This window comes from Pedobacter sp. V48, assembly GCF_000523515.1.
Taxonomy (GTDB): domain Bacteria; phylum Bacteroidota; class Bacteroidia; order Sphingobacteriales; family Sphingobacteriaceae; genus Pedobacter.
This window is the reverse complement of record NZ_AWRU01000006.1, coordinates 473,659-486,710: the sequence shown is the minus strand read 5'-3', so window position 1 is coordinate 486,710 and position 13,052 is coordinate 473,659. Positions and strand designations below refer to the sequence as shown.

At 36.5% G+C, this 13,052-nt stretch carries 13 protein-coding genes; 8 read left to right on the top strand and 5 right to left on the bottom strand.

The window, feature by feature from the left end; all coding sequences use genetic code 11:
- Positions 1–26: 26 nt before the first annotated feature.
- Entirely contained in the window at positions 27–959 is a 933-nt protein-coding gene (locus N824_RS07370; protein ID WP_048904469.1) for a M20/M25/M40 family metallo-hydrolase, read from the top strand.
- Between the two features lie 7 nt (positions 960–966).
- On the opposite strand, the gene N824_RS07365 is transcribed toward N824_RS07370, so the two are convergent.
- The 4 genes from N824_RS07365 to N824_RS07350 are packed head-to-tail and all read right to left on the bottom strand — an operon-like array spanning position 967 to position 4,179.
- Complete coding sequence (locus tag N824_RS07365) at positions 967–2,535, bottom strand: S41 family peptidase (protein ID WP_048904468.1); 1,569 nt, start codon at positions 2,533–2,535, stop codon at positions 967–969.
- A 46-nt stretch (positions 2,536–2,581) separates the two neighbouring features.
- The gene (locus N824_RS07360; RefSeq protein WP_048904467.1) at positions 2,582–3,196 is read right to left on the bottom strand and encodes an HAD hydrolase-like protein; all 615 of its coding nucleotides are present in this window, start codon (positions 3,194–3,196) and stop codon (positions 2,582–2,584) included.
- Positions 3,196–3,525, bottom strand: coding sequence for a hypothetical protein (locus N824_RS07355; protein WP_048904466.1), 330 nt, complete (start codon positions 3,523–3,525; stop codon positions 3,196–3,198). The genes N824_RS07360 and N824_RS07355 overlap by 1 nt, the downstream gene beginning before the upstream one ends.
- 3 nt (positions 3,526–3,528) lie before the next feature.
- Positions 3,529–4,179, bottom strand: a complete 651-nt coding sequence (locus N824_RS07350; protein ID WP_048904465.1) for an ABC transporter ATP-binding protein — start codon at positions 4,177–4,179, stop codon at positions 3,529–3,531.
- Between the two features lie 120 nt (positions 4,180–4,299).
- Between N824_RS07350 and N824_RS07345 the strand changes: the two genes are divergently transcribed.
- The 7 genes from N824_RS07345 (at position 4,300) to asnS (ending at position 11,260) form a co-directional block, all read left to right on the top strand.
- On the top strand, positions 4,300–4,929 hold the full coding sequence (locus N824_RS07345; RefSeq protein WP_048904464.1) for a hypothetical protein: 630 nt from the start codon (positions 4,300–4,302) through the stop codon (positions 4,927–4,929).
- Positions 4,929–5,225, top strand: a complete 297-nt coding sequence (locus N824_RS07340; RefSeq protein ID WP_048904463.1) for a transcriptional regulator — start codon at positions 4,929–4,931, stop codon at positions 5,223–5,225. The genes N824_RS07345 and N824_RS07340 overlap by 1 nt, the downstream gene beginning before the upstream one ends.
- A gap of 52 nt (positions 5,226–5,277) precedes the next feature.
- Positions 5,278–5,580 carry a hypothetical protein gene (locus N824_RS07335; RefSeq protein ID WP_152542007.1) on the top strand — a complete coding sequence of 101 codons (303 nt, stop codon included), beginning with the start codon at positions 5,278–5,280 and terminating at the stop codon, positions 5,578–5,580.
- Between the two features lie 20 nt (positions 5,581–5,600).
- On the top strand, positions 5,601–7,220 hold the full coding sequence (locus N824_RS07330; RefSeq protein WP_048904461.1) for a DUF4173 domain-containing protein: 1,620 nt from the start codon (positions 5,601–5,603) through the stop codon (positions 7,218–7,220).
- Between the two features lie 16 nt (positions 7,221–7,236).
- On the top strand, positions 7,237–7,992 hold the full coding sequence (locus N824_RS07325; RefSeq protein WP_048904460.1) for a ferritin-like domain-containing protein: 756 nt from the start codon (positions 7,237–7,239) through the stop codon (positions 7,990–7,992).
- Between the two features lie 41 nt (positions 7,993–8,033).
- Positions 8,034–9,224, top strand: a complete 1,191-nt coding sequence (sucC, locus tag N824_RS07320; RefSeq protein WP_048904459.1) for an ADP-forming succinate--CoA ligase subunit beta — start codon at positions 8,034–8,036, stop codon at positions 9,222–9,224.
- A gap of 587 nt (positions 9,225–9,811) precedes the next feature.
- Complete coding sequence (gene asnS, locus N824_RS07315) at positions 9,812–11,260, top strand: asparagine--tRNA ligase (RefSeq protein ID WP_048904458.1); 1,449 nt, start codon at positions 9,812–9,814, stop codon at positions 11,258–11,260.
- Between the two features lie 52 nt (positions 11,261–11,312).
- On the opposite strand, the gene N824_RS07310 is transcribed toward asnS, so the two are convergent.
- Positions 11,313–12,977, bottom strand: coding sequence for an FMN-binding glutamate synthase family protein (locus N824_RS07310; protein ID WP_048904457.1), 1,665 nt, complete (start codon positions 12,975–12,977; stop codon positions 11,313–11,315).
- Positions 12,978–13,052 lie beyond the last annotated feature (75 nt).

The window sequence follows — 13,052 nt, the reverse complement described above, 5'->3', positions numbered from 1 at the left end:
TAGTATTATATACCAATCGTAACAAAATGAAACTCTACCCTTTACTATTCCTTAGTTTATTATTAAGCTGTAGTTCTGTAAAAAAAACAGATGCCCAAGCTGGAAGTCAGCTACTTAAAGATGTAGAAGTATTATCTTCCGATGCGTATGAAGGGAGAAAAACGGGAACAAAAGGCGGCGAAATGGCACGAGTTTATATAGTGTCCCGATTTAAAGAAATTGGTTTAAAAACTTTACCAACATTTTCTGGCTATGAGATGCCATTTACCTTTACGGGCAAAAAAGGAACCACCACTGAAGGTAAAAATCTGCTGGCATATGTAGAAGGGAAGAGTAAAAATGTAATAGTTATATCTGCCCATTATGATCATATCGGAATTATAAACAATGAAATTTACAATGGCGCCGATGATAATGCTTCGGGAATTGCTACGTTATTGAAGCTCGCCTCACATTATATAAAGAATAAACCCGACCATACTTTAATTTTTGCTGCATTTGATGCGGAAGAAGCAGGTTTACAGGGCGCCAAAGCCTTTATAAAAAATCCGCCCGTTCAACTTGAGAATATCAAACTCAATATAAACATGGATATGGTGAGCCACAACGACAAAGGTGAGCTTTATGCTTGTGGCACCTTTAAATACCCTCAGTTAAAACCATCTGTTTTTAGCAAGAATTCTAAAATAAAAATAATCTTAGGTCATGATGACCCAAAACTGGGTAGCAACGACTGGACAAATCAAAGTGATCACTCGGCTTTTAATGACAAAGACATACCCTTTATTTATTTCGGAGTGGAAGATCACAAGGACTATCATAAAGCTACTGACGAGTTTAAAAACATCAATCCTGCATTTTTCACCAATGCAAGTGAGGCAATCCTTGAAATAACCCAAAGGCTGGACCATCAGCTTTATTTGAAATCAGTAATTAACGAAAAGAAAACAATAAATTAAGTGAGGGTTATTTTCGGTTTTCAATCATCCCAACAAACTCACCACTTGATTTACCTCCAAGTGCATGTAAACGTGTTGATTTAGTTCTATCTGCAGTGGCACCTACTTTTCCCTGGCTGGCAACTGCTGTGTTTGGAACCAAAAGTTTAATGGCCTCTGCAGTACAATCGTCGTTAGGATTACCAAAATCGTACATCACACCTCCCAATGCAAACTCATACCCCTCTACATCTGGATCTAATCCAGCATAATAGCCCCCGACACCCGCAGAGTTTTTAGTTTCAAACATTGAGAAGTAAACGTCGTACTTGTTCTCCAGGGTTATAGGGAAAAAACCAACCGGCTTACCATAAGTAGTATCTCCTACCAATTTAACCGTCATGTGTGGCTTAAGACTGTTTATTACAAGTTCGCTAGCAGAAGCTGTGCCCTTCGAAACAATAAACACCACATTTTTCACGCTATTCAAGTTTCCCTTCTTTTGAAATGTTGTTGTATTACCACTTACAGAATAATCATCATCAAAATATGTCCCAACGGCCTGCCCATCATCATTAACAGCGGGCTGATTCTTTAATATCGTAGCTTTTTTGTTCTGCATTGTGGAATTATAATGCTCCGTGAACATCACACCCGAAGTACCGGCAGGCGCAATAAGATTAATAAGGTGTTGTGCTGTACTTATGTAACCACCACCATTATATCGTAAGTCAACAATAAGATCGGTTACTCCTTTAGCAGCGAAATTATTGAACACTGTGGTTAGTGCACTTTCAGAATTTTCTTTATTTGAGAACCTTGCATAGGCCAAATAACCTAACTTTTTACTGTTGGCTGTAAAAACAGTGTCTTTATATATAGGACTGCTCTTATATACGCTCTTATTAAGTGTTTTAGTGAAACTTACACTTCCCTTTTTTCCTGCAAGGGTTACCGTGGCTCCTTCAATTGCACTTTGGATTTCATCTATTTCTCCATTAAAATTAGTTCCATAGGTAACCCCGTTTATAGATGTAATTTCATCACCTCTTTTAAAACCAGCTTTAGATGCGGGAGAGTTTGAATAAACGGCAGTAACATAAATTGAATAATGAAAATTATCTGGCCCAAAATACCCGAATCTTATTCCTACATCGTTTCCGTTTCCTTCCAAGTCAACTGACAACTTTGTACCAGGTATACTTGCAGTAGGGTTTTTATCGGCTTTATCGAAAATATAGGAATACTTAGGGTCTGGTTCATTACTTATATAATCGGGAGATTTTGACGCCTTAACTATATTAAATAAGTTAGCCTCGTACTTTTCGAGGTTTGTTCCGCCGTTAGCACTATATTGTCGCGGCTCAAACGCATCGTATGTAGGTAAGGATTCATTCCAGAAATAAACTTCCTTAGCATATAGAAATAAGGAATCATTTGTCAGATCTACCCTATTTGTTGTAGGAGTTTGTTTGGTATTTTGCGTATCCTGCGGTTCTGGATCAGGTGTAGTTTTATTTTTTTTACATGCACTAAATACCATGCAAATCCCCAACACCGAACCAATTACGTAATTTTTTACAAGGCTATTTTTCATTTAAATAATTTTATCACCAACACCCGGTTCGGAGGTATAAACGTAATCAAGATACTAATAGTTTATCAACATTCAAATAATCAACCCCTGCATTTATAGCACATTCTTCATCTAGTTTAAGCTTACCAACCATCAGTACAGCTTCTTTCTTTAAATTATGCTTATCCAAAATCAATTGAATCCCGTCTGGAGAAGGCTTAAAGGCCGTTTCGGCAGCAAAATAAACAGTAAGATAGCTTTCTAATCCCTGCCATTCCATTTGCTTAATCTTATTCAGCTGCACCATAGGATCGCCATTGGTGAATATAAATATTTGCTTACGTTCAACAGTGATCTCCTGCAGCAAGCTAAGCATATCATTAAACATCAATAGCTTTAAGGGCAAGCGTGCGCTTAAGAAAAGCAAATCAAAATTCACTTTATACTTTAACGGTATATCAAGTTGGGCTGCTGTTTTCTCGAAAATATCCTCGCTACCTGTTGCAAAGTATGTTTGCTGCATACTTTTAAGAATTTCATCAGCGCTCGTTTGCTCTGCATATTCTATAAATTGAGCGAATAAATAATAAACCTGTAGCAAGTAATCCTTCTGGGGATAAAGGACATCATCCAGTTCAAAAACAAATGCTTGCTTGTTTTTTAAATAATGTTCAAATGCCATTAAATATTAGTTAAGTGGATGATCTGATCTTTTTCGGGCATTAGCACATGAATATTAAACTCCTCAAAAAGCACCTTCGACTTTAATATATCGGCAATCTCAAATTCATGTAAAGGTAAAACCGCATCTACCCCCTCGTTGAGGCAATGATTTAACAAATTATGGGCTATAATTTCATCATTTCGCGCTCCTAAAGAAATAAAATAGTATCGTGCAGATGGAAAAGAAGGCATATCCCCATAATCAGCCAGTACAATATTATCATCTGCAAAAGTTTTAATCAGTTTTAGCGACTGAGCAGATTTCCCTCCCGTTATTAATATCTTCAAAATTTAAATAATTAAACCGTCTTTCATTGTAACCACCCTATCGCTAATCTTAGCCAGATCTTCATTATGTGTAACAATCACAAAAGTCTGTTTAAAATTATCTCTAAGGGTAATAAAGAATTGATGTAGTGAGTTAGCGTTTGCCGAATCCAAATTACCGGATGGCTCATCAGCAAGAATAATTGCCGGATTATTTATCAGTGCTCTTGCTACAGCAATACGCTGTTGTTCGCCGCCAGATAACTGATTAGGCTTATGATCTGCCCTATCCTTTAAACCCAAAAGCTCAAGGAGCTCAGTTGCCCTTGCCATTGCTTGTTTTGTAGGCACCTTAGCTATAAATGCAGGGATACAGATGTTCTCAAGAGCAGTAAACTCAGGTAAAAGATGATGGAACTGAAAAACAAAACCGATATTCTTATTTCTAAAAACACTTAGTAGTTCGCCTGATAGCCTGTTAACTTTAGAACCATTCAGTTCTACCGTACCAGCGTCGGGCTTGTCCAGTGTGCCCAAAATATGGAGCAAGGTACTTTTTCCCGCACCCGAAGCACCTATAATACTTACAATTTCGCCTTTTTTGACCTCAAAATCTACTCCTTTTAATATCGGTAGATTTCCATAAGCTTTTTTTATACCTGTGGCTTTTAGCATAAATGCAAACTTACAAAAACATAGCACAAGGTTAAACAAATATGATGCAACAAAAAATCCTAAATTTTTCTTGGAAGTTCAGATTTATCGCTTAACTTTGAAAAACAAAGTACTTTTAAAATGAGTAACAAGGAAGAACAGCTAAATGCATTGAACGACATCAAAAAAATGATGGATCGTTCATCAAGATTTATTTCTTTAAGTGGGTTATCAGGAGTTTTTGCTGGTTTTACTGCACTGGTGGGTGCTTACCTTGCTCATTTAGAAATAGTAAATAGTGTAAATGGCACTTATGAATATGGTTTTACACAGGATGATCTGGAAGCCAATTTAATTAAAATTGGCCTGGGAGTACTTGTTGTTGCGCTAATAGGCGGTTTCCTCCTTACACTTAGACAAACCAGAAGAAAGAAACTACCATTCTGGGACCGAACCTCTAAAAATTTATTGATCAACTTAGCAATTCCACTAATCGCCGGGGGTTTATTTATCATTGGACTTCTTCTGGCCCATCCTGGCACTTATGGCTTAATAGCACCTTCTTGTTTGTTATTTTATGGCCTGGCTTTGATTAATGCAAGTAAGTATACTTATACAGACATTCGCTTTCTCGGTTTCTGCGAAGTTCTACTAGGATTGGTTGCGATGTTTAATATTGGATACGGACTCTACTTCTGGGCCTTTGGTTTTGGTGTGCTTCATATTTTTTATGGTTTGCTAATGTATTTTAAGTACGAAAGGACTAAATAATGAAGAACCCGATAGGAGCCCTTAACAAGATATTTGATAGTCGGATAAGACTTGGTGTGATGTCAATTCTGATTGTAAATGATAGCATTAGTTTTAATGAACTGAAACAAATGCTGGAACTTACAGACGGCAACCTCGCCTCCCACCTTAACACTTTGGAACAAGCGGAATACTTAAAAGTTCAAAAATCATTTATTGGAAAAAAAACTAATACTACATATATGCTTACAGATCTGGGTAGACAAGCATTTAAAACTCACTTGGATGCGTTAGAAAAGATGATTAAAAATCTTTAATTTTTTTTACCCAGTTACTTTGAAATACAAAGCACTTTTAAAATTAAAAAAAATGAAAACAATGTCAATTAATCAAATTACCACCATTGCCAAAGAATGCACTAAATATTCATTTGTTGCAGGATCGGCACTCTTCTTATTTTATTGCCTCACAAAATTCAGTCCCTTAGTTCCAGTAGGCCTCTTATACATCATGCTTGCTTTAGTGATCAACTTAATTGTATTTCTGAGTTTATTGATTACAATAATCGTTCACCCTGAGCATTGCCTTACACTATTAAAAACAGCAGTTGTTATGCTATTTAACCTCCCTGTAGCTTTTGCATACATGTGGATAGTTACAAATCAGCTTTAATCTAAAAAATCTACACTCACATGAAACAGCGGATAGACCTACAGCTCCTTGCAGCAATTGGTGGCGGCATTCTTTTTAACTTTCTTTTCTGGATGGAGAAACAAGCCCTCAACCTCCTTATTTACACCCTTTTCTTAATCCTCATAACACTGCTGGATCAGGAAAAGCGTAAAACCAAAAAACTCTACATAATTGCAGGCAGTCATCTTCTGGCTGCAATAATGGTAGTTGTCAATCAATCAGATCTGAATATCATCACCTGGTATGTCAGTTTTGCGGTCATGGTAGGCTTAATCCATTTTCCTCTATTAAAGAATATTTTTACCGTATTACTAGCTGCATTTTTACAGATTATTACGGCTCCGATAAATCTTTTAAAAAAAATAATGGCCATTCACTTTAGGAGCCTTTCTTTTAAGCCTGTCTTAAGAATCGTAAAATACATTATTATCCCTTTTTTCGCCATCATGCTGTTTAGCATGCTTTATAGTGAGGCTAATAGTGTTTTTGCCAATTACCTCAATTGGATTACTTCTGGTATAACCACATTTATAAACAACATAGTCATCTTCCTATTTCCAGAATTAAGTTTTGAACGCTTCATGCATATTGTTCTTGGGATTGTGTTGAGTGCAGGAGCTTTTATCAGTTTAAAAAGGCTTGAACTTGAAAAAATTGAAGCTGGCTTTGGTGAGCAGTTAGTAAGAGAACACAGGAATAAAACAAGTAACTCTATTGGCTATATGTTTATCGAAGTTTTTGCCGAAGGTTTGTTGAAACGGATGATGGCTTTAAAAACTGAGAATATCATCGGTATCATTTCATTTACTGCCTTAAACCTTCTTTTGCTTTCATTAAACACCATTGACATAACTACATTATGGCTGGGTAAAAATATTGCATCGAATGGGGCTAAATATTCAGATGCACTTCATGATGGCACAAATGTTTTAATACTAAGTATTGTAATAGCTATGATGATTATTATCTATTTTTTTAGGGGAAATCTAAATTTCTACAGTAAAAGCAAAACAATCAGATTACTGGCCTATTTATGGATATTCCAAAATATATTTCTGGTATGTTCTGTCTTACTTAGAGATTACCAGTATGTAAGCGCTCTTGGATTAACCTACAAACGCATTGGTGTATTCGTTTTCTTATTGCTTTGCACAACAGGTCTTGTTACTGTTTACATCAAGGTCGCTCAACAAAAAACCTTCTTTTATCTGTGCAAAATAAATGGTTTTATTTGGTATATATTACTGCTTGTTTTTGGATTTGTAAACTGGGATGTTTTTATCGTGGGTTACAATATCCGCAACAGAGACACTATAACACTGGATCTTGACCATTTAACGGAAATGTCTGACAAGACCCTTCCTCTTTTGAATACGAACAAGTTTCTACTCAGAAAGTATTTACACTCATCCAATTATGCTTATAAACGAGGCAGCGACACAACGAATATCTCTAACAAATCAATAGCCCCAACCGATACTGAGCAAATTCAGGCTTTCGAAACTGACTTGAATCAACGAAACAATGCATTCAAAACAAAATACAACGAGACATCCTGGCTTTCATGGAACTACCGTGACTGGCAAACAATGCAATTTTTAATTAAAAACCATTTGTAATCTTAAAACCTGGTGTATGCACAACTCATCGTATTGGATAAACTATTTTAGCCAAAACCTAAAGAACCAAAGAATTGACTGGAGCATCAGTCCGAATTTAACCCATCTAGAAAAAACCAACATTTTAAGCTCGTTACAGGCCTGGCAACTAGGAGAAACATCTGAAGGGACAAATCTGGTAAATGCCGCGACAAAACATGCAAAAAAGCTGAATGATCCTTATTATACGGATGCCATTAAGCTGTTTATTAAAGAAGAGCAAAAGCATGGTCATAATTTGGGCCGTTATATTGACCTAATTGGTGAACGAAGAATAAAAAAGGATTGGGGTGACAGCTTATTTAGAAAAATAAGGGGATTAAATACAGACATGGAGTTTTGGACCATAGCGGTAATTACTGTAGAAAGCGCGGCCCAGATATTTTACCAATGTTTAAAGGATGCGACCGACTGCAAATTGCTTAAACAAATAAGTACAGATATTTTAATCGACGAAGCAGCTCATATCACTTTTCAAATTGAGAGATTAAGTTTGATATATAGGGATAAGAGCCTTTTTATGAGAATTATTACCTATTATTTCTATGCTGCTTTCTATTTTTCTACAGCTATGGTAGTTTGGCTGGCACACAGAAGATTATTTAATGCAGGTCGGGTAGACTTTAGCAGCTATTGGATCAAGATGAAACTCAAATTTAAAAAGACGATTAAAAAACTGAAACCCGAAAGTGAAAATATAAACGCTGAAAATACCTTTAGCCATTTGTTATAAAGCATTTGAAATTGTAGATTTGAACAAATTTTTTCAGCATAATGAATATCCACGAATATCAAGGTAAAGAAATACTTAAAAGTTTTGGAGTAGCCGTACAAGAAGGTGTAGTAGCCGACACGGTAGAGCAGGCTGTAGAAGCTGCTAAAAAAATGAAAACTGACTACAATTCTGACTGGGTTGTAATTAAAGCTCAGATCCACGCTGGTGGTAGAGGTAAAGGCGGCGGTGTAAAGCTTGCTAAAAACCTTGATGAGGTTAAGGAAAGAGCTTCTGCTATCTTAGGCATGCAGCTAATAACTCCACAAACTGGTCCGGAAGGAAAGAAAGTTAACAAAATTTTAGTTGCTCAGGATGTTTACTATCCAGGTGCATCTGAAACCAAAGAATTCTATATCAGCGTATTGTTAAACCGCGCTAACGGAAGAAACATAATTATGTATTCTACTGAGGGTGGGATGGATATCGAAGAAGTTGCTGAGCATACTCCTCATTTGATCTTCAAAGAAGAAATTGACCCTAAAGTTGGCCTTCAAGGATTTCAAGCTCGTAAAATAGCTTTCAACCTTGGCCTAAGCGGTCAGGCGTTTAAAGAAATGGTGAAATTTGTTACCGCACTTTACAAAGCTTACGACAGCACTGACTCTTCAATGTTTGAAATCAACCCCGTTCTAAAAACATCTGACGATAAAATTATTGCAGTTGATGCGAAAGTAGATTTAGACGAGAATGCTTTATTCCGTCATCCAGATTACGCGGCAATGCGTGATAAATTAGAAGAAGATCCTACTGATGTTGAAGCAAGCGAATCAAACCTTAACTACGTTAAACTTGATGGAAACGTAGGTTGTATGGTTAATGGAGCGGGCTTAGCAATGGCTACTATGGATATCATCAAAATTGCAGGTGGAGAACCGGCTAACTTTTTAGATGTTGGTGGTACTGCAAATGCACAAACGGTTAAAGCTGGTTTTAACATTATCCTTAAAGACCCGAATGTGAAAGCAATTTTAATTAACATATTTGGCGGTATTGTTCGTTGTGATCGTGTTGCCCAAGGTGTTATAGATGCTTACAAGGAAATTGGAGATGTACCTGTTCCTATCATTTGCCGTTTACAAGGAACAAATGCTATTGAAGCTAAGCAATTAATTGATGACTCAGGATTAAAAGTTTTCTCTGCCATAGCATTAAAAGATGCAGCTGATTTAGTTACAAAAGTATTAGCTTAATCTATAGCTATTCAAATAAATCTTTATTAAAAGAAAAAGCCAATTGTTAACTCAATTGGCTTTTTTCATTTACAAAAAAATAAACAGGCTTGATTTCTGTTAAAAACACACAAAAAAATAGAATTCTACTTTTAAAATAAGAAGAGGCATACAATCATCCAATTGTATGCCTCTCTAACCAAATATAAATTAAACGAGCATTACAAATATAGAGCTTTAAATTTAAAAACAATAAAAAATTGATTTTATTTAAATAATAATCTAAAAATACCTCATAAAAACAAAATAAAACACAACAAAACACACAAACAACTAAAAAAATACAATAAAAAACCAATCAAAACATAAAATATAAAAAAAACATTCAAATAAATACACATAAATATCACACAAACAATAAAAAATAAAAGAAACACAAATAAAAATTAAAAAATATCACGAAAAAACTTTATAAAATATTAAAATCACCTAAAACAAACCAAAAAATAAAATAAAAACAAACCACAATGACTCTAATAAGCTGCTAAAATATTCCCTCCCATTTATTAAAGGAAATCCTTATTTTTGACGCTCTCCACAAGAAAATCATGATTAAAAGAGAAAAAGTAAAAAGTTTGTTAGAAACAAACGAATTCGACAGAGAAGTTACGGTTATGGGATGGGTGCGAACATTTCGCAACAACCAGTTTATTGCAATAAATGATGGCTCCTGTATGGGGAACATCCAAGTCGTAGTTGATTTTAATAATACACCGGAAGAACTTTTAAAGCGTATTACTACAGGAGCTGCAATTGCTGTAAAAGGAAAAATTGTAGAATCATTAGGAAAAGGTCAAAGGGTAGATATTAAAGCTGAAACTATAGAAATATTAGGTGATAGTGATCCTGAAAAATTCCCTCTTCAACCTAAAAAACATAGCTTGGAGTTTCTGCGTGAAATTGCCCACCTGCGTTTCCGCACCAATACTTTCAACGCAGTCTTTAAATTACGTCATGCATTAGCCTTTGCTATCCATCAATTTTATAATGAAAGAGGTTTTGTATATATGCATACACCCGTTATCACTGCCTCAGATGCAGAAGGTGCAGGTGAAATGTTTAAAGTTACCACTCTTGATTTCGACAACACACCTCGTACAGATGACGGGAAAGTAGATTATTCACAGGATTTCTTTGCGCGCGCGACCAATCTGACCGTATCTGGTCAACTCGAAGGTGAACTTGCTGCGATGGCCTTTGGACAGATATACACATTCGGCCCTACTTTTAGAGCAGAAAACTCCAACACAACACGTCACCTTGCTGAATTTTGGATGGTTGAACCTGAAATTGCCTTCGCTGATCTTGAAGACAACATGCAGCTTGCCGAAGACATGCTAAAATATGTGATCAGCTACGCCCTTGAACACTGCAAGGAAGAGATTGACTTCCTAAATAACCGTTTACTTGAAGAAGAAAAAACAAAACCTCAGAATGAGCGCAGTGAGTTATCTTTAATAGAAAAGCTAAACTTCTGCCTAAACAATGATTTTGAGCGCCTAACATACACAGAAGCTATTGCGATTTTAAAATCTTCTAAGCCTAATCAGAAAAAGCAGTTTAAATATCTTATTGATGAGTGGGGAGCAGATTTACAATCGGAGCATGAGCGCTTCCTTGTTGAAAAGCATTTTAAAAAACCAGTTATCTTAACTGATTATCCAGCCGACATTAAGTCGTTCTATATGCGTCAAAACGAACCTGATGCCCAAGGCAGAAAAACAGTAGCCGCAATGGACATCCTGTTCCCAGGCATTGGCGAAATCATAGGAGGATCTCAAAGAGAGGAGCGCCTTGATAAGCTAACCCAAAGAATGGAAGACCTTAGTATCCCACTAGAAGAAATGTGGTGGTATCTGGACACCAGACGCTTTGGATCGGCACCACATTCTGGTTTTGGATTAGGATTTGAACGACTGATATTATTCGTAAGTGGAATGACAAACATCAGAGATGTAATTGCTTTCCCTCGTTTCCCAAAAAACGCAGAGTTTTAATACAACCATAAAATTAACAAAAGAGGTGTGTTTACACCTCTTTTTATATTTATTACCTATTCTGATTTTGATTCAAATCATCTGCAAACGAGTTTGCATGTGTATAGTCAACCAATGAAACTTTATAATCAGAAGGCACAAAGCTGCTAGATACACTTAACGCCATGCCCAGTTCGAACCTTATTGGATAAGGTGATTGCAATAGGCTTCCTTCAGGGATGTATGGGAAACTTTCCATATACGATTGCATTACATTCGGCGCAATCCTCCTGTTGATATATGCTCTGGTTAATTGATGAGGATGATGTAAACCCGCAGCACCCAATAACTCTACAGCGCTACCAACGGTAAGCTTATGGAAATTATAAACCCTTACTGTTTTATCTCCCACTACAAGACCTTTCATTAGACTTGGGTCTTGTGTTGCCACGCCTGTAGGACAAGTGTTACTGTTGCACTCTAAGGCCTGTATACAGCCCAAAGCAAACATCATTCCTCTTGCCGAATTACATAGATCAGCACCAAGCGCTATATTCTTTACTAAATCAAATCCCGATGCTACTTTACCCGACGCAATAATTTTAATGTGTTTTTTCAGGTTAAAACCTACCAAAACATCGTAAACAAACGCAACACCTTCTCTTAATGGCATACCCACAGCATTAGAAAATTCCTGTGGAGAAGCCCCTGTACCACCTTCGCCCCCATCAACAGTAATAAAATCCACGTAAGTACCTGTTTCAATCATTGCTTTACAAATGGCAAAGAATTCACTTCTTCTTCCAATACAGAGTTTAATACCAACCGGTTTACCGCCAGAAAGCTCCCTCAGTTTCTTTACAAAGTCCATTAATTCTATCGGTGTCTTAAAAGCAGCGTGAGCTGGAGGCGAGATCACATCAAACCCCTCTTTTACCAACCTTATCCTTGCAATTTCAGGGGTAACCTTTTTGGCTGGCAATATACCTCCATGTCCAGGTTTAGCGCCCTGAGAAAGCTTAATCTCAATCATCTTTACCTGATCTGTACTTGCCCTTTCAGCAAAGGCTTCATAGTTAAATGTACCATCGTGATGACGACAGCCAAAATAACCAGTACCAATTTGCCAGATTAAATCCCCTCCGGGGTTAGCATGGTAATCACTTATACCACCTTCACCCGTATTATGAGCAAAGTTACCCATCTTGGCTCCGCCATTTAAAGCCAGAATAGCATTCTGACTTAATGAACCGAAACTCATGGCAGATATATTATATATACTTGCAGAATACGGTTTTAAACACTCCGGACCCCCTACTAACACACGAGGATCTTCATTAAGCTCGGTATGACTAATTGCCGAAATACTATGACTTAACCATTCATAACCATTTTCATATACATCTAGTTGTGTTCCAAAAGGAATTGTATCATTCTCTCTTTTTGCACGTTGATAGATCAATGAGCGACTAAGTCTGCTAAATGGCTTACCATTGGTATCACTCTCTACAAAGTATTGATACACCTTCGGCCTTAAATCCTCCATAAAGTACCTTAATCTACCTACTACCGGATAGTTTCTAACTATACTGTGTTTTGGTTGATACAGGTCATAAATACCTAACAAAACAACTGGTCCTGTAAAAATGAATAACCACCATAAAGGTGGATAAGTAAGGCCCAACATTACAGTGAGTGCCACCAAAAACGCCGCAATTGCGATAAATGCTTTTCTCATATCCCTTAATTTAATAAAAACATGCCAATAGAACAATTATAATCTGATTTCGAATCAATATTTTGTAAATTTACA